The following is a 23,744-nucleotide window of genomic DNA, read 5'->3' as shown; positions in this document are numbered from 1 at the left end:
CCACCGGGTACGGCAGGATGGACGACGTGATTCGCAACAACCCCGCAGATCAGCCGCCCTCCGGCCGCCGTTCGGGCCGCAAGGCGAAGCGGGGCTGGGCGAACGTCCAGCAGCCGAGCTGGCGGGAGCCGGAGCCGCCGACCAAGGGGATCCCCCGGCAGAACCCGGTGCCCCCGCACGCGCCCCGCAGGCCGGACCCGCTGCCGCCGCCGCGCGCCACGACGAGGCGGATGGCGGAACCCGCCGAGTCGCGCTACGAGACCTACGGCGACCAAGACCCCGAGCGCTACGGCCGGGGCCAGTACGACGACCACCCGTACGACCAGTCCCGCAGGAGCGGCACCGGGTACGACGACCGCCGCCGCGACGACCGCTACTACGAAGACCGCCGCGACGACAGGCGCGAAGACCGGTACGACGACCGCTACGACCGCCGTCGTGACCCCGAGGAGGGCGACCGCCACGAGCGGACCGAGGTCGACCGCTACCGGGGCGACGAGCCGCCCCCGCCGCGCTACCCGAAGAAGCTGACCGTCACCCGCGTGGCCGCGCTGCGCAGCAAGCAGCTGACCAGCCAGGCGATGACCGCGTTCCGCAGGGCCGCGAACGCCGACGGCGCCGACAAGTCCGGCCTGACCTCGCTGACCTACGCCACGATGCTCAACTACGCCGGTGACGCGGCGATGGCCGTGGCGCTGGCGAACACCCTGTTCTTCTCCGCGGCCAGCGGCGAGAGCAAGGGCAAGGTCGCGCTCTACCTGCTGATCACCGTGGCCCCGTTCGCGCTGCTGGCGCCGGTCATCGGCCCGATGCTCGACCGCCTCCAGCGCGGCAGGCGGCTGGCGATGTGCGCGGCGTCGGCCGGGCAGGCGCTGATGTGCCTGATCATGGCGATGCACTTCGACGACTGGATGCTCTACCCGGCCGCGCTCGGGAAAATGGTGCTGTCCAAGTCGTTCACCGTGCTCAAGGCGGCGATCACCCCGAGGGTGCTGCCGCCGGAGACCACGCTGGCCAAGACCAACGCCCGGTTGACGGTGTTCGGCCTGGGGGCCGGTGCCGCGGCGGGTGGTGTCGCCGCGTTGTTCGCCAACATCTTCGGCTCGCCCGGCGCCCTGTGGTTCACGGTCCTGATCTGCGGCGTCGGTGCCGTGCAGGCGTTGAAGATCCCCGCCTGGGTGGAGGTCACCGAGGGCGAGGTGCCCGCGTCGATCAGCGCCCGGATGCCGCTGCCCACGGCGAACAAGCGCAGACCCATGGGCAGGCACGTGGTGGTGTCGCTGTGGGGCAACGGCACGATCCGGGTGCTCACCGGGTTCCTGATGATGTTCGCCGCGTTCGCCGTGCGCGCGCAGAACGAGGCCGAGCCGTTCCAGCAGCTGCTGCTGCTCGGCCTGATCGCGGGCGCGGCGGGGCTGGGCAGCTTCGCGGGCAACGCGATCGGGGCGCGGGTGCACGTCCGCAACCACGAGCAGCTCGTGCTCGGCTGCGTCATCGGCGCGCTGGCCGCGACGGTCGTGGCGACGATCACCGCGGGCATCTTCGCGGCCACCGTCGTCGGCCTGGTCGGCGCGGTGGCGAGCGCGCTGGCGAAGAACAGCCTCGACGCGGTGATCCAGGACGAGCTGCCGGAGGAATCCCGGGCGTCGGCGTTCGGGCGCTCGGAGACCGTGCTGCAGTTGGGCTGGGTGTTCGGCGGCGCGGTCGGCGTGCTGCTGCCGCCGATCTGGTGGGTCGGCTTCCTGGTGGTGTCGATCATGCTGGGGGTCGGTCTGGCGCAGACGCTGGTGACTCGCGGCGGCGGCTCGCTCATCCCCGGGTTCGGCGGGCAGGGCGCGGCGAGCGCGGCAGCCGCGCTGCGCCGCTTCGGCCCCGCGCGGCCCGCGGCGCGACCGGCCGGTGAGGACACGTAGGGTCAGCCCCGTGCGCCGAGTCCTCACCGCAGCCCTGACCTGCGTCACCGTCGCGGTGGTGGCCGGGTGCGCCCCGCCGCCGAAGCCCGAGGTGACCTTCTACTCCGACGGCAACAGCGTCTCCGTCGGACCGGTGAACGCGAACTGCCCCGACGGTGTGCTGCGCGGCTGCAAGACCCCGGTCTTCGGCTCGCTGCGCATGCGCATGGGCAAGACGGTGCAGATCTCGGTGCCGTCGGAGATCTCCGAGAGCCCCTGGGGCGTGACGTTCTCCTACGCCAACGGCGAGGGCCGGATCATCGACGGCAGCAGCAAGCTCTTCTTCCCGCAGGCCAAGCAGCACGCGTTCACCCTCGACCTGCCGTCGGACGACGACACGCTGCTGATGGTCATCGTGCAGAAGGTCGCCTTCCCCGACGCGAACCGGCCCGCGACGACGGGCATGTGGGTGCTACAGGGGGACCTGGACCGGAAGAAGTAGCCGCCGGTTACGGGTCGAGCTCGCGGGCGACCGCGCGGACGACCTCGGCGATCCGCTTGGTGACCTTGCGGTCGGGGTAGCGACCGCGCTGCAGGTCGGGCTGGACGGTGGACTCCAGCATCTTGATCATGTCCTCGACCAGGCCGTGCAGCTCCTCGGCGGGACGGCGCCTGGCCTCGACGACCGACGGCGGCGCGTCCACGAGCCGGACCGAGAGCGCCTGCGGCCCCCGGCGCCCGTCGGCGACGCCGAACTCGATGCGCTGCCCGGCCTTGAGCCCGGACACCCCCGCGGGCAGCGCGGACGCGCGGACGTAGACGTCCTCGCCCCCGTCCTGCGTGACGAACCCGAAGCCCTTCTCCGAGTCGTACCACTTGACCTTGCCGGTCGGCACAGCACTCACCGTTCCCTACGTCGTCGCCTCGCCCCGCGCGCCGCGGACCCATCGCCCGCGCAAAGCGAACGCGCCCCGGGCGCACACCCTGGACGCGTCCCCCAAGCCTAGGCCACGCCGAGGCTCGGCAGTTGAGTCGCCTCAGCCCCGCCCAGGCGTTACCACCGCCTTCGCGGTGGTCGAAACGAACGGGGCGCTTATCCTGTTCCCATGACCGCCCAGACCCACCGCGACCTGCCGATGCGCGTCGCTTTCCTGCTGTTCGGCCTCGGCTTGCTGGCGGTTGTGGCCATCTTCACCCTGAGCCTGTTCGACCGGCACGCCTCTTGGCTGTGGGCGGTGTCGATGGCCTTGCCCGCCGGTCTGGTGCTGGGTGTGGTCCGGTTGGTCCGCAACCGCTAGATCACTTATTCGCCAGGGTAGAGGGATTTCCCTCGTGGCTACAAGGGCTTTTGGGACTGGTAACCACCGGTATTGAGGTACTCGGATAGCCAGGCGGGGAATTCCTCGAGGCTCGTCAGAACCGCGTCGGCCCCGCTGGCGCGCAGTTGTTCGGCCGTGCACGGGCCGGTTGTGACGCCGACCGCGAGTGCGCCCGCCGCCCGCGCGCCCGCCATATCGCCTTCGTGGTCGCCGACATAAACCGCGGCGCCGTGTTCGCGCAGCGACTCGGCCTTGGCCACCGACCAGCGGTTACCGACCAGCGCGTCGACGTGCCAACCGAACTGGGCAATGTGCCGCGCGGCGTTGGGCTCGTATTTCCCGGTCACCACCAATGTGCGGCCACCGGCGGCGCGCACCGATTCCAGCGCGGCACCCGCGCCGGGTAGCGCGATGGTGACCGGAACCACGTACTCCGGGTACATGGCTCGGAACCGGGTGGCCAGCGCCGGTATCCGCGCCTCCGGTACGGCGAATCCGCGGAACGCCACCTCCAGCGGCGGACCGAGGTTGGCCGCGAAGTGCTCGCCGTCGAGGTCGAAACCGGTTTCCGCGGCCAGCGCCGCCATCGCGGCGACCATGCCGGGCCGGGGGTCGATCAGGGTCATGTCGAGGTCGAAACCGACAGCCAGGCCCATGTGCGCGCGTCCCCTCTCCGCTCACCCGATCCTAGTGAGCGGACCACACTCCCCCGCCCACTTGCGCGACACTGATCACGTGCGCCTACTGCTGAACGTGATCTGGCTCTTCTTCTGCGGCTTCTGGATGGCGGTGGGGTACGTCATCGCGGGGGTGATCTGCTGCGTGCTGATCATCACCATCCCGTTCGGCCTGGCCTCCTTCCGGATCGCCAACTACGCCCTCTGGCCCTTCGGCCGGACCATCGAGCCCCGCCGCGACGCGGGCGCGGGCTCCGCCATCGGCAACCTCATCTGGATCGTCTTCGCGGGCTGGTGGCTGGCGCTGGGCCACGTCGTGACGGGTTTGCTGCTGTGCGTCACGATCATCGGCATCCCGCTGGGCATCGCCAACTTCAAGATGATCCCGATCTCCCTGGTCCCGCTGGGTTCCCGGATCGTGCCCACGGCGTAGGCGCGTGGACCTGGCGTTGGCGGCCCCGGACAGCCGCGTCCTGCTGATCATCGCGGGGTACGCGGCCGAGGACCGGCTCTCACCCATGCCGCTGTCCACCAGCCGCGTGCACCGGGTGCGCCGTGCGCTGCTCGACCGGTGCGGCGTCACCCCGGACCGTCTACTGGTGGTGACCGAACCGGAACGCCCCGATTACGTGGCCGCCATCGCGTGGGCCGTGGCCGGGACGCGGCGGCTGCTCGTCTACTACTCCGGGCACTCGCACCTCGACGGCGAAACCCACCTGGCCCAGGGTTCCTCGGTGTCCGGGGTCACCTCGACGTGGTTCCCGGTCAGCGTGCTCACCAACGCGATCGCGAGCAGCGACGTCGAAACCGCGTACCTGGCGCTGGAAACCGGCTACGCCCGGCACGCGCCCGTGGGGGTGGCGCCGCGCGGGTACCTGCTCGCCGCCGCGGGCAGCGCCTACAGCGCGGGGCTGGCGGACGTGCTGACCAACGGCATCGAGGGTGGTCCCCCGACCCTCACCTTCCGGCAGGTCGCGGACCGCCTGATCGCGGACATGGCGCGGGACGACTGGAAGCTGCCCGTGCTGACCGGGTGGGGCGAGGAGGACCTGCCGTTCGTCGGCAACGCGGCGGCGCGCGACCACACCGCCGACCGGCTCGGCCCGGTGCGCATCCGGGGCTTCGGCGACCAGCGCGCGGATCGGGACCTGCTGGACCGCGCGCACCTGGTCACCGTGCTCGCCGACACCCTGCGCGAGCCACCGGACAACGACCGCGGGCCCACGGTGGTCACCATCGAGGGACCGTGGGGTTCGGGCAAGAGCACGCTGCTGGACCTGGTCAAGCGGGAAGTCTCCGGCACCTGCGCGGCACCGCCGCCGGACCCGCCGCTGCGCGTGGCGCGGGCTTGCGCGCTGCTGCGCAGGCCACCGCCGGAACCCGCGCGCGAGCCGCGGCCCGGTTCGACACCGGTGGTCGTGGAGTTCAACTCGTGGCTGTACCAGTCCGACCAGCAGGTCTGGGCCGGGCTGGCACGGGAGTTGACCAAGGCGGTCGAGGACGCGGTCTACCCGGACGCCGAGTCGCGGCAGCGGTTCTGGTTCACCCGCAACCTCGGCAAGATCGACCGGCCCGGGCTGCGGCGCGCGATCTGGCGGCGGATCAGGTCGCCGCTGCTGGCCGCGGGCACCCTGGCGCTGGGCATCCCGGTCGCGAGCCTGCTGGCCCGCGACCAGTCCAGCGGCCGGTTCCTGGGACTGACCCCGGGCTGGTTCGTGCTGCTGCCCGCCGCGCTGCTGGTCGCGGGGCTGACGCACACCGCCTACCGGTTCTTCCGGGGCCGGGCGGCGAGTTTCCTGCCCAGCGAGCTGTTCCACGGGCCGCTGACCAGCGGGGCGTTCACCCAGACCGCGCCACCGACGGACCCGGCGGTGCGCGACCCGTATTACCACGCGCGGTCCGGGTACCTCTACCTCACGCAGCACGACGTGGGTGAGCTGCTCGGCGAACTCGCGGGCGCGGGCAGGCACCTCGTGGTGTTCATCGACGACCTCGACCGCTGCCTCCCGCACACCACGGCGGAGGTGCTGAGCGCGATCAACGTGTTCATCTGCGGCGGTCTGCCGCGCACGCGGTTCGTCATCGGGCTCGACCCGGGGACCGTCGCGGCGCACATCGACCACTCCTACCGGGACCTCGCCGACGGCGGCCGGGTCCGGCACCCGCACGACCCGAGTCCGGGGTGGACGTTCCTGCGCAAGCTCGTGCAGCTCCCGGTCCGGTTGCCCGCCATCGCCGAGGAGGCCACCGGCCCGGTGCTCGACCACCACCTCGGCCCGGTCCAGCACCAAGCGCGCGGAACCATGCGCGAGCTCGACGTGCGCGACGACCTGTCCACGACCGACACCGCGACTGCGGTGCCGGTCGTCGCCGAGGCGCCGAGCGCGGTGGAGGCGGTGCCGCTGGAGCGGCATCCGGTGGTGCGGGGCGTGTTGCGGCGGCGGTTGGCGGCGCAGGAGAGCGGGACGGTCCGTGAGTACAAGCGGCTCATCACGGTGTGGCAGTTCTACCTGCGCGTGGTGACGTTGGCCGATGGGGCGCCGTCGGTGGACCGGGCGTGCGAGTTGATCGCGGTGGCGGAGTTGGCGACGCGGTGGCCGGGGTACCAGGACGCGCTCGGCAAGGTCGTTGGGGGTGGACGTGGGCTTGGTCTCTTAGCGGCCGCGGTCGACGACGATCTCGAGTGGGACACCGTTGTGGGCAGGCTCGGGTTCGGCCACTCCGACCGGGAGGCGGCGAGCGGGATTCGGGCGCTCCTGCGGGAGTTCGACGCGGTGAACGTCGCCGCGCTCAGTCAGCGGTTGCGCTAGTCCCCGGCTTCTCGGGCTCGTCGATCACGGACGACTCGGCGGACTCGGCAGCCTCGGTGGGTTCCTCAACCTCCGCGGAGTCCTCGGCTTCGACGACTTCCTCGGCGTCAACGACCTCGACGGCTTCATCGGGCTCGTCGGCCGCCGCGGGCTCGTCGGAGCTCGGTTCCACTGGGGAGACCGGTCGGTCAGCCTCGTCCGGTTCCTCGGTCGCCGACTCCCACGGCAGCCGCACGACCAGGCACGGGCCGCCGACGAACAGGCCCGCGTCGATGCCCAGCACCTTGCCGCCCGCGTACCGCAGCGGCCCGTCGACCTCGGTCGGCAGGATGCCGAGCTGGTCGGCGATCACGCTGTGGCCGTGCACGATCTGCTCGCCGCCCAGGGCCGCGAGCAGCGCGTGGGCCACCTGCTCCCCGTCGGGGCCGCGGAACGCGTAGCGGGTGGTCATCCGGCGCCAGACCTCCCACCACTGGCTGATGTCGTCCGAGCGCAGGATGCCCTCGACGGCGGTGTTGATCGTCGGGATGTCCACGCCCCAGCCCAGGTACTCCGTGGTGTCGGAGTGCATCAGCAGGTGGTCGCCGACCAGCGCCAGGACCGGGCGGCTGACCAGCCACTCGACGTGGGCGGGGGTCAGGGCCTCCTGGTCGGTGCCCTTGCCGCCGTTCATCTGCCAGCTGCGGGCGAAGCTGCGCGGGCCGAAGTCCGACGGCACCTCCTCGTCGCCGAAGCGGTGCATGCCCAGCAGCAGGATCTCGTGGTTGCCCAGCAGGGTCTCCACCCGGCCGCCCGCCGCGGCGGCGCTGTCGGACAGCGACCGGACCAGGTCGATCACACCGATGCCGTCCGGGCCGCGGTCGACGAAGTCGCCGAGGAACCACAGGTGGTCCGACCCGCCCGCCCACTCGCCGTCGGCGGTGGCCAGGCCGGCTTCGCGCAGGGCGTCGAGCAGTTCGTCGCGGTGCCCGTGCACGTCGCCGACCACGTAGGTCGCCCCCGCGCCGTCCGCCTCGGGGCTGTCCTGCTGCACAGCGACGACGATAGGGGAGCCGCGACGGCGACGCGCAGTGATCGCCAAGCCCGACGGCCAGCGGATACCGAACGTGACCACACCCACCCCCGGCCGAACTACCGCTGGGCGAACGGGTCGGCGGTGTGGCCGACCAGGTCGGCGACCGAGTCGAGCACCAGCGTGGGCCGGTACGGGAACAGGTCCGCGGTCTGCGCCCCGGAGATCCCCGACAGCACCAGGATCGTGTGCAACCCCGCCTCCAATCCGCTGCGCACGTCGGTGTCCATCCGGTCGCCGATCATGAGCGTCGTCTCCGAGTGTGCCCCCAACGCGCGCAGCGCGGACCGCATCATCAACGGGTTCGGCTTGCCCACGTAGTAGGGCGCGCGGCCGGTGGCGCGTTCGATCAGCGCGGCCACGGAGCCGGTCGCGGGCAGCGAGCCCTCGCGGCTGGGGCCGGTGGCGTCCGGGTTCGTCGCGATGAACCGGGCACCCTCCTCGATCAGCCGGATGGCCCGGGTGATCGCGGTGAAGCTGTAGGTGCGGGTCTCGCCGAGCACCACGTAGTCGGGGTCGCGGTCGGTGAGCACGTACCCGACCTGGTGCAGCGCGGTGGTGAGCCCGGCCTCGCCGATGACGAAGGCGGAGCCGCCGGGGCGCTGGGTGTCGAGGAACTTCGCGGTGGCCAGCGCCGAGGTCCAGATCGCGGACTCGGGCACGTCGAGGCCGGTGCGCAGGAGCCGGGCGCGCAGGTCGCGCGGGGTGTAGATGGAGTTGTTGGTCAGCACCAGGAAGGGCGTCGCGGCGGCGGTCAGCTCGCTGATCAGCACGTCCGCGCCCGGGATGAGGTGCTCCTCGTGCACCAGCACCCCGTCCATGTCCATCAGGTAGGTCCACCGGCCGCTCATGGCGAGAGGCTACCCAGCCGCCGGGTGCCGAGTGGACTGGACCACTCGGTCCGGTGTCTCCACGATCACCTGCGTGGCCTTGACCAGCGCCACCGCCAGCGACCCCGGGACCAGCTCCAGCTCGCGCACCGCCTCCGTGCTCATCAGCGACACCACCCGGTGCGGGCCGCACTGCAACTCGACCTGGGCCATCACCGCGTCGGCCTTGACCTCGGTGACCAACCCGACGAACCGGTTGCGGGCCGAGCGGCCGACCCCGGTCGGGTCCGGCACCTCGGTGGCCTGCGCGCGGGCGAACGCGGCGAGCACCGCGCCGTCGACGACCTTGCGGCCCGCGCCGTCCACCTCGGCGGCGAGGTGCCCCTGCTCGACCCAGCGGCGCACGGTGTCGTCGCTGACCCCCAGCAGCCGGGCGGCCTCGGCGACCCTGAAATACGGCATGGCAGAGACATTAGTTCCGCAGCTGCGGCGCGGCTGCCCGGTGTGAGGTGAATGGTGAGCTACCGCTCGCGCCGGGTGTCCACCGGGTCGGCGACGAGGGCTACCCTGGATCGGGTGACAGCCGTTGACCTCGGGTTTCCCGGCATCCGCGGCACTGGGGCGCAGGACCCCGCGTCGGCGCCGGGGGCCCCGCCGAGACCGGATTCCCCACTGCTGGTCGACCGCTTCGGCCGGGTCGCGACCGATCTGCGGGTCTCGCTGACCGACCGGTGCAACCTCCGCTGCACATACTGCATGCCCGCCGAGGGGCTGGACTGGATGCCCCGGGCGGACCGGCTGACCGACGACGAGGTGGTCCGGCTGGTCCGGATCGCGGTCGAGCGCCTCGGGGTCACCAACGTGCGGTTCACCGGCGGCGAGCCGACCCTGCGGCGCGGCGTCGAGGGGATCATCGCCGCGACCGCCGCGCTGGCCCCGCGACCGCGGATCTCCATGACCACCAACGCCATCGGCCTGGCCGCCCGCGCGCCCGCGCTGGCCGCAGCGGGCCTGGACCGGATCAACGTGTCGCTGGACACCCTGCGGCCGGAGCGGTTCGCCGAGCTGACCCGCCGGGACCGGCTGGCCGACGTGCTCGACGGCCTGGCCGCCGCCCGCGACGCCGGGCTGACCCCGGTGAAGGTCAACGCGGTGCTGGTGCGCGGGCGCAACGACGACGAGGCCGCGCCGCTGCTGCGCTACTGCCTCGACCACGGCTACCACCTGCGCTTCATCGAGCAGATGCCGCTCGACGCGCAGCACGGCTGGGACCGCGCCGAGATGATCACCGCCGCGGAGATCCTCACCGCGCTGGGCCGCGAGTTCGAGCTCACGCCGAGCCCGCGCCCGCGCGGCGCCGCGCCCGCCGAGCGGTGGCTGGTCGACGGCGGCCCCGGCGAGGTCGGCGTGATCGCGTCGGTGACCCGGCCGTTCTGCGGCGACTGCGACCGCACCCGGCTGACCGCGGACGGCCAACTGCGGTCGTGCCTGTTCAGCCAGACCGAGACCGACCTGCGGGCGCCGCTGCGCGCGGGGCTGCCCGACGAGGAGGTCGCCCGGCGGTGGCGGGCCACGATGTGGGCCAAGCTCGCCGGGCACGAGATCAACGAGGCCGGGTTCGCCCAGCCGATCCGCCCGATGAGCGCGATCGGCGGGTAGTCCACTCGGCGCGATCGGCGGCCGGACCCGGGTCCGGCCGTAACCCGAACGGGCGAAACCGGGCGGGGCCGAACGAGGGAACTTCTCCGGAGAGGCGGTGGGGTGGGGTGGGTGTGAACACGGTCGTGAGGGTGCGGTATTTCGCGGGCGCGCGCGCGGCCGCGGGCGTGCACGAAGAAGAGGTCTCGCTGCCCCACGGGGCGACCGTCGCGGACGCCGTGACGAGCATCGCGGCCCGGCACGGCGACGGGCTCGCGCGGGTGCTCGCCGCGGCCAGTTTCCTGCTCGACGGCGTCGCCGTGCGCGACCGCGCCACCCCGGTGCCGCACGGCACCGGACTCGACGTCCTGCCGCCATTCGCGGGCGGGTGATGGCCGTTCCCAGTTGGCCTAGTACCCGGGGAACAGACGTGAGCCAGAACTCACCGACGGTTATTTATCTCGGGTTGGACACGGCCAAATAACAGCCCGGTGCGACGCGCTGACCTGGCTAAACGCCAGGGATCGCGGAAGGTTGCGCGCCGTTACTGTGACGACGGTCACGCCCCGTGGAGTTTTCCAATCCCCTCACCGTTACGTACCGTCGCTTCCGGCTGGCCCCGACCAGCCGCGCTAGACCCGGGAGTTCGCAGCGCCAAACCCTGTTCGGCGGGCTCTCGGGAACCAACCCCGAGCGAAAGCGAACTCTCGGACAGGGGCGAGGGACCACGACGAGCACCCCGGTGCGCGACGCGGTGGCCGACTCCGGTCGGTCGGGCCCACGAGGTCCAACCCACAGCGCGGCAAGCGCAGGCGCGGGAGGAGAGACCCAAATGTCCTACCGTGGCAAGCACCGCAAGCAGACCGCCGCCCAGCGCACCATCGCTCGCGTCGTCGTCGCAGGCGTCGCGGTCGGTGCCCCGATGGCGATCGCCGCGACCCCCGCCTCCGCCGAGTCCGTCAACTGGGACGCTGTGGCCCAGTGCGAGAGCGGCGGCAACTGGAACATCAACACCGGTAACGGGTACTACGGCGGCTTGCAGTTCACCCCCAGCACCTGGAAGGCGAACGGCGGCTCGGGCAGCGCCCACAACGCCTCTCGCGACGAGCAGATCCGCGTTGCGGAGAACGTGCTCAAGACCCAGGGCATCGGCGCGTGGCCCGTGTGCGGCAAGAAGGGCGGGTCGGCCAAGTCGGCTTCCGCGCCCAAGAAGGCCGCCGCCCCCGCCAAGAAGCAGGCGACGGCGCCGAAGAAGGTCACCAAGACCGCGCCGAAGACCGAGACCCGGACCGCTCCGGTCGCGGTGGCCCCCGTGGCCGCGACGACCGCCGCCGTGTCGAAGTCGAACCCGAACGGCGACTACACCGTGGTCGCGGGCGACACGCTGTCCAAGATCGCCACCCAGCAGGGTGTCTCGGGCGGCTGGCAGTCGCTGCACGAGAAGAACAAGGACTTCATCGGTGACCCGAACCTGATCCTGGTGGGTCAGAAGATCGCCACCAAGTAAGCGCCTTACCGGCTCGTTTCCCGGCCCCCGCCGCTCCTGCCCTGTTGGAGCGGCGGGGGCCGAGCCGTTGTCAGGGGCCATTCGGTGCGGCCTCCGGAACCGACCTAGCCTGGCGGTATGGGATCTAGACCGTGGATGACCCTGACCGCCTCCGTGCTCGACTCCCGGGACGCCCAGGAGCTGGCGGGCTTCTACCAGCGCCTCCTCGGCTGGCCCCGCGGTGCGGACGAGGCGGACTGGGTGACCCTGCGGCCGCCCGGCGGCGGGACCGGGCTCTCCTTCCAGACCGAGCCCGCGTACGTGGCGCCGACCTGGCCGACGCGCGGCGGGCGGCAGCAGATGATGGCGCACCTGGACATCGAGGTCGCGGACCTGCGCGCGGCCGGGGCCAAGGCGCTGGCCGAGGGTGCGGTGCTGGCCGAGTTCCAGCCGCAGGAGGACGTGCGGGTGTTCCTCGACCCCGCCGGGCACCCGTTCTGCCTGTGGGTCCGGAACTGACGCCTACGGGCAGTTGACCCACTCGTCGGTGCCGTCGGCGAAGCGCTGGTGCTTCCAGATCGGCAGCCGCGCCTTGACCTCGTCGACCAGCCGCGCGCACACCGCGAACGCTTCCGCCCGGTGGTCCGCCGAGACCGCGCAGGCCAGTGCGACGTCCCCGATGGCCAGTGGACCGATCCGGTGGCTCACCGCGATGGCGCGGACCCCGGGAATCGCCGCGATGTCCGCGGCCACCTCCGCGATGACGTCTTTCGCGCCGGGGTGCCCCTCGTAGGTCAGCCCGTGGACCGAGCGGCCGCGGTCGTGGTCCCGGACGACGCCCGCGAACGTGACGACCGCGCCCGCGGCCGCGTTCTCCACCAGTTCCGCGTGCTCCTCGACCGAGATCGGGGACTCGCTGACGTCCGCGCGGGCGACGAGCGCCCCGGCGGGCGTCGGGGTCCTGGGGTGGTCGCCGCCGCGGAGCTGGTCGACGGCGTGGGACAGGACCGCGTCGAGCACGCCCAGCCCGTCCCGCACCCCGCCGGTCGACCCCGGCAGGTTCACGACCAGGGTGCGGCCCGCGACCCCCGCGACCCCACGGGACAGCACCGCGGTCGGGACCTTGGGCAGCCCGGCGGCGCGGATGGCGTCGGCCAGGCCGGGGACCTCGTGGTCGATGACCGCCCGGGTGGCCTCGGGGGTGCGGTCGGTCGGGCTGATACCGGTGCCGCCGGTCGTGATGACGACGTCGACGCCCACCGCCGCGCGCAGGGCGCGTTCGACCGGCTCGCCGTCGGGGACGACGGCGGCGTCCGGGGTCTCGTAGCCGCGGTCGCGCAGCCAGGCGACGATCACGGGGCCGGTCTTGTCCTCGTAGACACCGCTCGCCGCGCGGTTGGACGCGGTGACGACGCGGGCGTGGCGGGTCATGCCTGCTCCCTGGTCCAGGTCCCGGACTTGCCGCCGTCCTTGCGCTCCAGGCGGATGGCGTCGAGCACCGCGGCCGGGTCGACGGCCTTGACCATGTCGTGCAGGGTCAGACCGGACACCGCCACGGCGGTCAGCGCCTCCATCTCCACGCCGGTGCGGCCGGTGGTGCGGACCGTCGCGGTGATCCGGACCTCGTCCTCGACCAGGACGAGGTCGATCTTGGCGCCGGAGAGCGGCAGCGGGTGGCACAGCGGGATCAGCTCGGGCGTGCGCTTGGCGCCCATGATCCCGGCGATGCGCGCGGTGGCCAGCGCGTCGCCCTTGGGCAGGCCGTCGCGGCGGAGCAGGTCGACGACCGCTCTCGTGGTGCGCAGCACGCCGCTGGCGACCGCGATCCGGTCGGTGATGTCCTTGGCGGTGACGTCGACCATCCGCGCCGCGCCCGTGTCGTCCACATGGCTCAACTCGCCCACCCCACCGATGCTAGTGGGCGGGAGGGTGGGACACGGGCACAGCGGGGGCGGGTCGAGCGGGTCAGCCCGCCGTGGCGGCCTTGCGCACGGCTTCGGCGACGGCCGGGGCGACCGCGGCGTCGAACACGCTCGGCACGATGAACGACGGGTTGAGCCGGTCGCCGTCGACGATGTCGGCGAGCGCGTCGGCCGCGGCGAGCAGCATGGCGTCGGTGATGCCGTGCGCCTGGGCGTCGAGCAGGCCGCGGAAGACGCCGGGGAAGGCCAGCACGTTGTTGATCTGGTTCGGGTAGTCCGAGCGGCCGGTGGCGACCACGGCGGCGTGCTTCTGCGCCTCCAGCGGGTCGATCTCCGGGTCGGGGTTGGCCAGCGCGAACACCACGGCGCCCTCGGCCATGGTGGCGACCTGGTCGGCGCCGAAGAGGTTGGGCGCGGAGACGCCGATGAACACGTCCGCCCCGACCAGGGCGTCGTGCAGGCGGCCTGAGACGTCGGCCCGGTTGGTGTTGGCCGCGACCCACGCCATGTTGGCGTCCATGTTCTCGCGGCCGCGGTGCACGATCCCGTCGATGTCGACGGCGATGATGTCGGCCGGTCCGCGCTGGGACAGCAGCCGGATGATGGCCGACCCGGCCGCGCCGACCCCGCAGACCACGATGCGGACGGCTGACATGTCCTTGCCGACCACGCGCAGCGCGTTGCGCAGGGCCGCGACCACGCAGATCGCGGTGCCGTGCTGGTCGTCGTGGAAGACGGGGATGTTCAGCTTGTCGCGCAGCCGCGCCTCGATCTCGAAGCAGCGGGGGGCGGCGATGTCCTCGAGGTTGATGCCGCCGTAGACCGGCGCGATCAGCTCGACGGCCCGGATGATCTCCTCGGTGTCCTGGGTGTCCAGGCACACCGGCCAGGCGTCGACCCCGGCGAACTTCTTGAACAGCGCGGCCTTGCCCTCCATCACCGGCAACGCGGCGGCCGGGCCGAGGTTGCCCAGCCCGAGCACGGCGGACCCGTCGGTGACCACGGCGACGGTGTTGCGCTTGATGGTGAGGCGGCGCGCGTCGTCCGGGTTCTCGGCGATGGCCTGGCAGATCCGGGCGACACCCGGGGTGTACGCCCGGGAGAGGTCGTCGCGGTTGCGGAGCGCGACCTTGGCGGTGACCTCGATCTTGCCGCCGAGGTGCATGAGGAAGGTCCGGTCGGACACCTTCCGCACCGCGACCCCGGGCAGCGACTCCAGCGCCTCGGTGATGTCGCGCGCGTGGTTGGCGGACATCGCGTTGCAGGTGATGTCGACGACCACCCGGTCGCTGTGCGACTCGACGACGTCGAACGCCGTGATCACACCGCCGACCCGGCCCACCGCGCTGGTCAGGTCCCCGGCCGCGCTCGCCGACGGCGGCGCCTCGACCCGGACGGTGATCGAGTAACCGGGACCGGGAACGGGCATGCGACTCTCCGGGGTGGGTTGCAATTCACAGATTTACCCGGAAAGCCTAGCCCCGTGGCGCACAGCCCTTGAGCCGGGTGCGCACGGGTGCCTGGCCGGTCGAGACGCGGGACGGCCGAACGACCTCAGCGGTTGATCTTGGTCTCCGGGTGCACGTACGGGATCGTCTCCAGCGGGAACGTGATGTCGCCGAACGGGGACAGCGCGCCCTGGCGGTCGGAGGTGAGCTCGGTGACCGGGTGGGAGCCCTTGTCGTCGTCGCCCGCCCAGGTCGGGTCGATGCGGTCGGTCTTGGCGGTCTTGCCCACGGCTCCTCCTCGGCTCACGCACACCCGCGCGTGCCTCATGAGGCTATCGGACCGGGCGGCCGTATACCGTGGTCAGGGTGTCCGGCACCACGCTCACCGACTGGCTGCGCACCCAGGATGACGCCTACCTGGCGGCGGTGCTGCGGGCGCGCCCCGACCTGGCCACCCCCCGTCCGGCCGACACCTCGGTGCTGGCCACCCGGGCGGCGTCGCGGGCCTCGGTGGCGCGGGCCGCCGAGGGGCTCGACACGTTCACCCTTGTGGTGCTCGACGCGCTCTTGGCACTCGGTGCCGACCGTGCGCCGGTTAGCGCCATCGGGCTCGATGTCGGTGTCGAGGTCAGCTCCATGCGGCTGGCGGAGGCGGTGGACCGGCTCCGGTCGCTGGCCGTCGCCTGGGGGCCCGACAACGCGGTGTCGCTGGTGCCCGCTGCGCGGGAGGCGGGCGGTCTTGTCCCCACCGGGCTCGGTAGGCCGTCGGCGGCCCTGGACGGTGTGGACATCGCAGCTGCGCTGTTGGCGCTACCCGAGGACGAACGCGGCATCTTGACGCGTCTGTCGACCAACGGCCCTATAGGCAACACCCGGGATGCGGCGACCGTACCGACCCTCGATGAGGCCAAGACCCCCATCCAGCGCCTCTTGGCCCGGGGGCTCCTCACGCGCGTGGACGCCAACACCGTCGAACTCCCCCAGCAGGTCGGTCTGGTGCTGAAGGGCGCGCGGGCGCCTGTCCTCGAAGAGCCCGCGCTGCGCACCAAGGCCAACAAGGCCGTCGACTCCACCGGGGCGGGCGCGACGCTGGAGATCATCCGGCACACCGAGACCCTGCTGCGCATGTGGTCCGACGACCCGCCCCCGGTGCTCAAGTCCGGCGGTCTTGGCGTGCGCGACCTGCGCAAGCTCACCAAGGTCATGGACATCGGCGAGCGCGAGGCGATCGTCCTGGTGGAGGTGGCCGTCGGCGCGTCCCTGGTGGCCGACAACGAGTCCGCCAACCCCGAGTACGTCCCCACCCACCACAGCGACGTGTGGCTGACCGCCTCCCCCGCCAACCGGTGGGCGGCCCTCGCCTCGGCGTGGCTCGACCTGCCCCGGCTCCCGGGCATCGGCGGCCACCGCGACGCGAAGGAGCGGCTGCTCGCCCCGTTGTCGGAGGACCTTCGCCGCCCGGTGGCGCCGCTGGAGCGCGCCCGGGTCCTGCGGGTGCTCGCGGACCTGAAACCCGGCACCGGCGTCACCGACCCCGACGACCTGGCCGCCCTGCTGGCCTGGCGCGCCCCCCGGCGCGGCGGGCGGCTGCGCGACGAGGTCGTGCGCTGGACCCTGACCGAGGCGACGGCGTTGGGCATCGTCGCCCTGGGCGCGTTGACCGGCCCGGGCCGCGCCCTGCTGGAGGAGGGCGCGGCGGCCGCGGCCAAGCGGATGGCGGAGGCGCTGCCGGAGCCGATCGACCACGTGCTGGTGCAGGCGGACCTGACGGTCGTCGCCCCCGGCCCGCTGGAGCCGCACCTGGCGGCACTGGTCAACGAGGTCGCGGACGTGGAGTCGGCGGGCAGCGCGACGGTCTACCGGGTCAGCGAGTCCACGGTCCGCCGCGCGCTGGACGCGGGCCGCACCGCCGGGGACCTGCACGACCTGTTCCGCACCAAGTCGAAGACCCCGGTCCCGCAGTCCCTGACCTACATGATCGACGACGTGGCCCGCCGCCACGGCAGGCTGCGCGGCGGCGCCGCCACGTCCTTCCTGCGCTGCGACGACCCGGCCCTGATCGCCGAGGTGGCGGCCTCCGCCGCGGCGGCCCCCCTGCGACTGCGCAAAATCGCGCCAACGGTCCTGGTCAGCCCCCTGCCGCTGCTGGAAATCCTGGACGAGCTGCGGGCCTTGGGGTTCGCGCCCGCGGCGGAGGACAACGAGGGCCAGGTCGTCGACCTGCGCCCCACCGGCCGACGGATCCAGGCCCCGGTCCGCGCGGTGCGCAAGGTGGCCAGCCGCCAACCGGACGACGAACAGGTCTCGGACATGGTCCTGGCCATGCGGGCGGGCGACCGCGCGGCGGACAGCAAGCGGGGCCGATCGGTCACCGCGTCGGCGGGCGCGGGCGCGAACACGGCACAAACCATGGCCCTGCTCCAAGAAGCCGCTCGCGCAGGACAAGCGGTCTGGGTCGGCGTGGTCGACGCCCACGGCGTGGCCAGCCAACGAGTCCTGGAACCCCAGCGCATCGGCGGCGGCGTACTGGAAGGCCGCGACCCGTCAACCGACGAGATCCGGCGGGTACCACTGCACCGCATCACCACAGCGGCCTTGGTCGAGTCCTAACCCTCACACCCCAGCTCGCCCCAGGCACCCCTTGCGACAACTCACCCTTTGGTCGCAGCCACGGCCAGCTCCCTTTTCGGCCTGGCGGCTCCAACCACCTCGCCAAGCCACCCTCGCCCACCTGCCGCAGCCTCCTCACAACTTCCCCAGCCCCGCCAACCGAACCCACCTACCCACTCAAGCGGCACTCCCCCACCCACCACAGCGCCCCCGCAACTTCCCCCACCCCGCCAAGCCGAACCCGCCGGCCCTCGACGTCTGCCAGCCTGACCCACCACTGAACCCACCGCGCCCGTCTGAACTGCTCGATGGGTGTGGATTGTCTTTGTGTGGGGGGACGAGCCTGCCAAGCTCTCCCGCAGGTGGGGTGGCTTGCCCATCCCACCGCTCTTCCCCACCGCAGGCTCGTAGGGGCCCCGCGCAAAGACAATTCACCCCATCGAGCAACGCTCGAAAACTCGCGCTAGGACCACGAGAGAACCCAACCACGCTGGGTCAAAACGTCCACGCGATCACAAGAACGCGACCACGCTAGGTCAGAACCTCCACACGATCACAAGAACCCAACCACGCCGGGACGAAACACCCCGCGCCCAAGCCCCCACCCCACCAGCCAAAACAGACACAGCCAGCAAGATCAACCCACGCCTCCGGCCCCCGGTAACCATCCTACCGACGCACACCGACACCCAGCGCCAAAGACGATCAAGCCTGTGGACAACCCCCGAAAAAGCGAAAAGCCCCCGAAACCGGGGGCTCCTCACAGCAACCAGAAATCTCAGACCGCCCGCGACATCCGCTGGTGCATCGCGTGCTCCACCAACGTGATCAGCGTTTCCTTCGTCGAGTCCCGGTCCCGCGCGTCCGTGGTCACGATCGGCACCGTCGGCTCCACCGTCAGCGCCTCGCGGACGTCGTCGATCCGGTGGTGCAGAACCCGGTCGAAGCAGTTCAGCGCGATCACGTAAGGCAGCCCGCGGTCCTCGAAGAAGTCGATGGACGCGAAGGCGTCGGCGAGGCGGCGGGTGTCGACCAGCACGATGGCGCCGATCGCGCCGCGCACCAGGTCGTCCCACATGAACCAGAAGCGGTGCTGCCCCGGGGTGCCGAACAGGTACAGGATCAGGTCGGAGTCCAGCGACACGCGGCCGAAGTCCATCGCGACCGTGGTGGTGACCTTGTTCGGCGTCGACGACAGGTCGTCGACGTCGACGCTGGCCTCGGTCATGACGGCCTCGGTGGTCAGCGGGACGATCTCCGAGACGGACCCGACCAGGGTCGTCTTGCCCACGCCGAACCCGCCCGCGACCACGATCTTGGCCGAGGTGGTCGGCTGTGGGTTAGCGCCGCGCGCGCTGAGAGGACTAGAGCTTGCGGAGCCCACTGAGCACCCTTTCCATGAATTCGATCGACGGCCGGTCACCGACGACCATGCCGCTCTGGTGGATCGAGACCAGGCCCATACCGGCCATGTCACCGATCAGTACCCGCGCCACCCCGAGTGGCAGCCGGAGGTGGGCGGCGACCTCGGCGACGGAGCGGGTGTCCAGGCACAGACCGCAGATCGACCGGTGCTCCGGCCGGACGGCGGCGTCGGGGTGCTTGCCCCGGTCGCTGGTGGACACCAGCGCCTCGATCGCCAGATCGTAGTCGGACCGGGTGCGGCCCCCGGTCTTGGTGTACGGGCGGACCAGGGAGCCGGTCTCGTGCGGGGCGAGCTCGGCCGGGTCCGGGATCTCGAGCTCCAGCTCGGGTTCCGGCTCGGCCGGGACGGCGGGGATCTCCTTGCTGTCCCAGTCCGACTGCGCGGGGATGCCGGGGTCGCCGTAGAGCGTGGCGCTCGGCCCACCGAACAGGCGGGCGCGGAACCCGTCGATGTCGAACCGGTTCGGCGGCTCGCCGAGTCCCGGTTCGGACATCTCGTCCCAACCTCGCTCCGACATGTCGGCCAGCCTCCGATCAGGCTCGTCCTGCTGTTCGCCGGGGTGTTCGAACTCCGCGTCGCCGAAAGCCGCTTCCGGTTCGAACAGGTCCCGGTAGGAGAAGTCGTCCTCGGCGCGTCGGCTGGTGGGTCTGCGGCCCGTGCTCATCTCGTCTCACCCCGGTCGTTTCGCCCGCTGCTACCTGCGTTGCGCGCCTTGGAGCTGCGCGCGCAGCTCCGGCGTCATCTGCTGGCCGACCCGCTCGACGAGCAGGGTCATCTCGTAGGCGATCAGGCCGATGTCGCAGTTCGGCGCGGCGAGCACGGCCAGGCACGAACCGTCGGAGATCGACATGAGGAACAGGTAGCCCCGGTCCATCTCGACCACGGTCTGGTTGACGCCACCTGCCTCGAAGCACCTCGCCGCCCCGGCGGTCAGGCTGACCAGACCGGAGGCGACCGCGGACAGCTGTTCGGCGCGGTCTCGGGGCAAGCCCTGTGACCCCGCGAGCAGCAGCCCGTCGGCGGACACCACCACGGCGTGCGCCACGCCGGGCACCTGGCGGACAAAGTCGGTGATGAGCCACCCGAAGCTACCGGGCTGCTGTACGGACGCGGTCGTCACTCCTGCTCCTCGTCTTGGCGGCTCTCGTCTGAACCGGTCTGGTCACCAGCGTAGGCGTCGATGAGGGCATGCCGGCCACGCCGGACCCCCTGCTGGAAGCTGGACATGCGGCCGCGGACGGCGTCCGCCGAACGTGGAGGCAGCGGGGGCACCGCGGGCTGTTCCGCGGTGGTCTCCTCCCGGGGGGCGGCGGAGCCCGGAACCAGGTGCGCCTTGGGGACGCGCTTGGGCAGGCCCGCCGTGGTGATGGTTTCCGCCGAGGTGTCGAGCAGGGCCCGGGCCCGCTGCCAACCGTCGTCGCCCGGCGAGCGCCAGGCGTCGGCCTTGGCGGTCACCGGCTCGGGCTCCGGTTCCGGTTCCGGCTGCGGTTCGGGGGCCTCGTCCCCGTCCGCGTCCTCGACCGGGGCGGCTACCGGCTCGGTGACCTGGGTCTCCTCGCCGGTGTGCGCGGGTTCGGGCTCGGTGTCCTCGTCGTCCAGCGTGTGGCCGTTGGTGACCGGCGGGGTGGACCCGGTGTCACCGGCCTCGAACCACTGGGAGAGCACGGCCTCGTAGATCGGCAGCCGCTCGGTCGGGGCGTCGACGCCCCGGTCGGGTCGCGGCTGCTCGTCGCGCGGGGTCACCGGGTTGTAGGTGCCCGCGTCGTCGTGGTCGGCGTCCGGCGCGGTCTCGGGCAGCGGGAGCCCGAACAGCGAGCCGGTGATCTGGTCGTCGACCAGGTGCCCGTTGAGCCGGGCGCTGATCTCCTCCGGGGACGCGGGCGGACCCCAGCCGCCGGTGTCCTCGGGGTTGCCGTTGGCGCCGAAGGCGGTCGGGTCGAAGGCCGGGTAGCCCGCGACCTGCTCGGCCGGGCGGTCGACCTGGGACTCCGCGAGCAGGCCCGCGCCCTCGGTGCGCGACCGCGGCGTGCCGCCGCTGAACGCGCCCGCGATGCCGCTGGCCTTGACCGCGGTGTCGCCCAGGCTCGGGGTCTGCGCCACGATGCTGGTCGGCTGGGCCGACCCGGAGGTCTGCACCAGGTTGGACGGGACGGTGATCCGGGCGATCAGACCGCCCTCGATGTCCTCGTTGTCGCGCAGCCGGACCTTGACCTCGTGCCGCTTGGCCAGCCGGGCGACCACGTACAGACCCATTCGCCTGGTCACCGAGACGTCGAGGTCGGGCGGGTCGGCCAGGCGCGCGTTGGCGGCCTCGATCTCGTCGTCGCTCATGCCGACGCCGGAGTCGGTGATCTGGATGGCCAGTTCCTTCTTGCGGGTCACGGCCATCCGCACGTAGACCTTCTTCTCCGGCTCGGAGAACGAGGTCGCGTTGTCCAGCAGCTCCGCGATCAGGTGGACCAGGTCGGAGACCGCGCGGCCCTGCACCGCCACCTCGGGGGCGGAGAGCACCTCGATGCGGGCGTACTGCTCGACCTCGGAGACCGCCGCGCCGACGACCTCGGCGGCGGGCACCGGCCGGGACAGCTGGCGGCTCAGGCCGGAGCCGGAGAGCACCAGCAGCGACTCGGAGTTGCGCCGCATGCGGGTCGCCAGGTGGTCGAGCTCGAAGAGGCTGGCCAGCTGGTCGGGGTCCTGCTCGTCCTGCTCCAGCCGGTCGATCAGCGACAGCTGGCGCTCGACCAGGGTCTGCGACCGGCGGGACAGGTTGACGAAGATCGAGTTGATGTTGTCGCGGAGCAGCGCCTGCTCGGTCGCCATCCGGACCGCCTGGTCGTGCACCGCGTCGAAGGAGCGGGCCAGCTGGCCGGTCTCCTCCCTGGTGAACACCGGCACCGGCTCCACGGCGTTCTTCGCCGCCTCCACCGGGTCGGGGTCGGCGAGGATCCGGCCGACCGTCTCCGGCAGCCGCCGGTTCGCCACGTCCAGCACGTCGCGGCGCAGCACGCGCAGCGGCACCAGCAGCGAGCGGGCGACGATGAAGGTGACGACCAGGGCGGCGAGGATCGCGAAGAACACGATCAGCGAGTCGCGCCAGGCGCTGGTCTTGGCGTCGTCGGCGGACTGCGCGGCCAGGTTGCGCAGCTTGGCCAGCAGCGTGACCTCGACCTTCTTCAGCGAGGCCGCGGTGGCGGTGGCGTCGGAGGAGAGCCGGGTGACCGGCACGTCCACGGTGGTGCCCTTGTCGGCGTGCACGAACGCGGTCTGCTTGAGCCGCTCGCGGTCGTCGACCTCGGCACCGGAGAAGGTGTCGGAGAAGAACTGGGCCTCGCTGTTGTCCGCGTTGGCGCGGAAGGTCGCGATGGAGGCGTTGTAGCTGGCCTCCGCGGCGCGGGCCTGGTTGAGCAGACCGGCCGGGAAGGCACCGCGCGCGGCGGCGATCATCAGGATGGCGTTCTGGCGGCCGAGGAACTCCTTGGCCTCCACGATCGCCAGCGAGGCGGCGGCCAGCCGGGAGATCTCGGGCTGGGCCAGCGACGCGGTGAACTCGGAGCCCGCGGCCAGCACGTTCTCCAGCAGCGCGGTGTAGGACTGGTAGACCGCGACGTCGGGGTACTGGCTGTTCTGCGCGGCGTCGCGGATGGCCTCGACCGCGCCGAGCCTGCTGCTCAGCGAGGTGAGCAGGTCGCCGTTGGTGGTCGAGGTCTTGGAGACGGTCTGGCTGAGCTTGGTCAGCGACGCGTTGGTCCGCTGGATCTGGCCCTGCACGTTGCCGGAGTCGCCCTTGCGGCCGCCCGCGACGTACAAGACCATCAGGTTGCGCTCGGTCTGCATCTCGTGCACCAGCGCGATGACGTCCAGGGTCGCGGTGACGCTGGCGGCGGCCTGCTCGAAGGTGTCGGCTCGCTTGAGGTCCTCGGTCGCGCGCAGCACACCCAGCGCGACCGCGGTGATGACGGGCACCATGAGGACGGCGACCAGCTTCGTGCGCAGGCGCCAGTTGCGGAGCTTCCAGCGCGAGCCGCCCTCCACGGTCTTGCGACCGGTGGGGCGGGCGTTCGCGATGACCGCCTCGCTGTCTACGTCTGCCACGGCGGCACCACCGTCTTTCCCTGGGCCTGAGACCACCCCAGTGGTGTGATCGGGCACTGCCAGCACACTCCCTGCATCCGAGCCAGTAGCCCGTCGCTCAGCAGGCCTGCTCCAACGGACAACTACCCCAGTGGAGGTACCGACCCTCGCGGGCCACTCGGGGCAGTAGCGGCCGCCGCAAGATGTCGGACCGGGACGGCCCAACGTTACTCGCGAGCACGACGACCGCTCCCCTCGCCACCACTAAGAGGTGAGTGCCTGCACTGTGGGCACAGAAGGTAGCGAACTCACGGTCACGATGTAACCCTTCCAGGGCATCATCACAGCCAGTGTCCGTTAGTTAGGCCCGACAACATTTTCTCGGCGTGATGTAGTGGTGGATTTCTCCATGCCTACCTTCGCCCATATGGATGACCAATCACTATCAGCCTAGACGCCCCACTACGGAACGTAACCCCTGGTCAGGGGCACGGCAAGGTTCGCCCGGTTGGGTCAACGGCGTTACCCGATTCAGTGAGAGAG

At 71.8% G+C, this 23,744-nt stretch carries 22 protein-coding genes and 1 pseudogene; 10 read left to right on the top strand and 13 right to left on the bottom strand.

Annotated elements, in window-relative coordinates; genetic code table 11:
• Positions 1-17: 17 nt before the first annotated feature.
• Positions 18-1,913 carry an MFS transporter gene (locus V5P93_RS03020; RefSeq protein ID WP_104477520.1) on the top strand — a complete coding sequence of 632 codons (1,896 nt, stop codon included), beginning with the start codon at positions 18-20 and terminating at the stop codon, positions 1,911-1,913.
• 10 nt (positions 1,914-1,923) lie between these two features.
• Positions 1,924-2,394 (top strand): DUF2771 family protein, encoded by a 471-nt coding sequence (locus tag V5P93_RS03015; protein WP_181043338.1) that lies wholly within the window; start codon positions 1,924-1,926, stop codon positions 2,392-2,394.
• 7 nt (positions 2,395-2,401) lie between these two features.
• Here the strand turns inward: V5P93_RS03015 and V5P93_RS03010 are convergent, their stop codons facing one another.
• The gene (locus tag V5P93_RS03010; RefSeq protein ID WP_018682566.1) at positions 2,402-2,788 is read right to left on the bottom strand and encodes a cold-shock protein; all 387 of its coding nucleotides are present in this window, start codon (positions 2,786-2,788) and stop codon (positions 2,402-2,404) included.
• 210 nt (positions 2,789-2,998) lie between these two features.
• On the opposite strand from V5P93_RS03010, the gene V5P93_RS03005 reads away from it, so the two are divergent.
• Positions 2,999-3,190 (top strand): hypothetical protein, encoded by a 192-nt coding sequence (locus V5P93_RS03005; RefSeq protein WP_104477524.1) that lies wholly within the window; start codon positions 2,999-3,001, stop codon positions 3,188-3,190.
• Between the two features lie 38 nt (positions 3,191-3,228).
• Here V5P93_RS03005 and V5P93_RS03000 read toward each other — a convergent pair whose 3' ends face one another.
• Positions 3,229-3,867 carry an HAD family hydrolase gene (locus tag V5P93_RS03000; protein WP_104477526.1) on the bottom strand — a complete coding sequence of 213 codons (639 nt, stop codon included), beginning with the start codon at positions 3,865-3,867 and terminating at the stop codon, positions 3,229-3,231.
• Positions 3,868-3,946: 79 nt separating this feature from the next.
• On the opposite strand from V5P93_RS03000, the gene V5P93_RS02995 reads away from it, so the two are divergent.
• Positions 3,947-4,321 carry a YccF domain-containing protein gene (locus V5P93_RS02995; protein ID WP_104477527.1) on the top strand — a complete coding sequence of 125 codons (375 nt, stop codon included), beginning with the start codon at positions 3,947-3,949 and terminating at the stop codon, positions 4,319-4,321.
• 4 nt (positions 4,322-4,325) lie between these two features.
• Complete coding sequence (locus V5P93_RS02990) at positions 4,326-6,698, top strand: P-loop NTPase fold protein (protein ID WP_104477529.1); 2,373 nt, start codon at positions 4,326-4,328, stop codon at positions 6,696-6,698.
• A 217-nt stretch (positions 6,699-6,915) separates the two neighbouring features.
• Here the strand turns inward: V5P93_RS02990 and V5P93_RS02985 are convergent.
• From V5P93_RS02985 to V5P93_RS02975, 3 genes and pseudogenes are all read right to left on the bottom strand, one after another.
• A pseudogene (locus V5P93_RS02985) lies at positions 6,916-7,731 on the bottom strand (metallophosphoesterase family protein); the annotation flags it as partial.
• A gap of 98 nt (positions 7,732-7,829) precedes the next feature.
• Complete coding sequence (locus tag V5P93_RS02980; RefSeq protein WP_104477531.1) at positions 7,830-8,621, bottom strand: HAD-IIA family hydrolase; 792 nt, start codon at positions 8,619-8,621, stop codon at positions 7,830-7,832.
• A 9-nt stretch (positions 8,622-8,630) separates the two neighbouring features.
• A complete protein-coding gene (locus V5P93_RS02975; protein WP_104477533.1) occupies positions 8,631-9,062 on the bottom strand; it encodes a molybdopterin-binding protein in 432 nt (143 codons plus the stop codon).
• Between the two features lie 114 nt (positions 9,063-9,176).
• Here V5P93_RS02975 and moaA point away from each other — a divergent pair, with 114 nt between their 5' ends.
• The 4 genes from moaA (at position 9,177) to V5P93_RS02955 (ending at position 12,243) form a co-directional block, all read left to right on the top strand.
• Positions 9,177-10,259 carry a GTP 3',8-cyclase MoaA gene (gene moaA, locus V5P93_RS02970; RefSeq protein WP_374065260.1) on the top strand — a complete coding sequence of 361 codons (1,083 nt, stop codon included), beginning with the start codon at positions 9,177-9,179 and terminating at the stop codon, positions 10,257-10,259.
• Positions 10,260-10,366: 107 nt separating this feature from the next.
• Complete coding sequence (locus V5P93_RS02965; protein WP_104477537.1) at positions 10,367-10,630, top strand: MoaD/ThiS family protein; 264 nt, start codon at positions 10,367-10,369, stop codon at positions 10,628-10,630.
• A 440-nt stretch (positions 10,631-11,070) separates the two neighbouring features.
• On the top strand, positions 11,071-11,745 hold the full coding sequence (locus tag V5P93_RS02960) for a transglycosylase family protein (RefSeq protein ID WP_104477539.1): 675 nt from the start codon (positions 11,071-11,073) through the stop codon (positions 11,743-11,745).
• Between the two features lie 135 nt (positions 11,746-11,880).
• Positions 11,881-12,243, top strand: coding sequence for a VOC family protein (locus tag V5P93_RS02955; RefSeq protein ID WP_181043339.1), 363 nt, complete (start codon positions 11,881-11,883; stop codon positions 12,241-12,243).
• A 3-nt stretch (positions 12,244-12,246) separates the two neighbouring features.
• Here V5P93_RS02955 and V5P93_RS02950 read toward each other — a convergent pair whose 3' ends face one another.
• The 4 genes from V5P93_RS02950 to V5P93_RS02935 form a co-directional block, all read right to left on the bottom strand.
• Positions 12,247-13,155, bottom strand: a complete 909-nt coding sequence (locus tag V5P93_RS02950) for a molybdenum cofactor biosynthesis protein MoaE (protein ID WP_104477542.1) — start codon at positions 13,153-13,155, stop codon at positions 12,247-12,249.
• On the bottom strand, positions 13,152-13,628 hold the full coding sequence (gene moaC, locus V5P93_RS02945) for a cyclic pyranopterin monophosphate synthase MoaC (protein ID WP_181043340.1): 477 nt from the start codon (positions 13,626-13,628) through the stop codon (positions 13,152-13,154). Before moaC ends, V5P93_RS02950 begins: the two co-directional genes overlap by 4 nt.
• Before the next feature lie 61 nt (positions 13,629-13,689).
• A complete protein-coding gene (locus V5P93_RS02940) occupies positions 13,690-15,075 on the bottom strand; it encodes an NAD-dependent malic enzyme (protein ID WP_104477546.1) in 1,386 nt (461 codons plus the stop codon).
• 125 nt (positions 15,076-15,200) lie between these two features.
• Entirely contained in the window at positions 15,201-15,383 is a 183-nt protein-coding gene (locus tag V5P93_RS02935; RefSeq protein WP_104477548.1) for a hypothetical protein, read from the bottom strand.
• A 77-nt stretch (positions 15,384-15,460) separates the two neighbouring features.
• Here V5P93_RS02935 and V5P93_RS02930 point away from each other — a divergent pair, with 77 nt between their 5' ends.
• Complete coding sequence (locus tag V5P93_RS02930) at positions 15,461-17,704, top strand: helicase-associated domain-containing protein (RefSeq protein WP_104477550.1); 2,244 nt, start codon at positions 15,461-15,463, stop codon at positions 17,702-17,704.
• A 778-nt stretch (positions 17,705-18,482) separates the two neighbouring features.
• Here the strand turns inward: V5P93_RS02930 and V5P93_RS02925 are convergent.
• Genes V5P93_RS02925 through V5P93_RS02910 form a run of 4 tightly spaced genes read right to left on the bottom strand, consistent with a single transcriptional unit; the run spans position 18,483 to position 23,222 of the window.
• A complete protein-coding gene (locus V5P93_RS02925) occupies positions 18,483-19,088 on the bottom strand; it encodes an ATP/GTP-binding protein (protein ID WP_104477552.1) in 606 nt (201 codons plus the stop codon).
• Positions 19,069-19,794, bottom strand: a complete 726-nt coding sequence (locus V5P93_RS02920) for a DUF742 domain-containing protein (RefSeq protein WP_104477554.1) — start codon at positions 19,792-19,794, stop codon at positions 19,069-19,071. The genes V5P93_RS02925 and V5P93_RS02920 overlap by 20 nt, the downstream gene beginning before the upstream one ends.
• A gap of 30 nt (positions 19,795-19,824) precedes the next feature.
• Positions 19,825-20,250, bottom strand: a complete 426-nt coding sequence (locus V5P93_RS02915; RefSeq protein WP_104477556.1) for a roadblock/LC7 domain-containing protein — start codon at positions 20,248-20,250, stop codon at positions 19,825-19,827.
• Positions 20,247-23,222, bottom strand: coding sequence for a nitrate- and nitrite sensing domain-containing protein (locus tag V5P93_RS02910; RefSeq protein WP_104477558.1), 2,976 nt, complete (start codon positions 23,220-23,222; stop codon positions 20,247-20,249). Before V5P93_RS02910 ends, V5P93_RS02915 begins: the two co-directional genes overlap by 4 nt.
• Positions 23,223-23,744 lie beyond the last annotated feature (522 nt).

The sequence above is a fragment of the Actinokineospora auranticolor genome (assembly GCF_041897805.1).
Classification (GTDB): domain Bacteria; phylum Actinomycetota; class Actinomycetes; order Mycobacteriales; family Pseudonocardiaceae; genus Actinokineospora; species Actinokineospora auranticolor.
The sequence above is the reverse complement of the archived record's forward strand: the minus strand, read 5'-3'. Positions and strand labels throughout refer to the sequence as shown.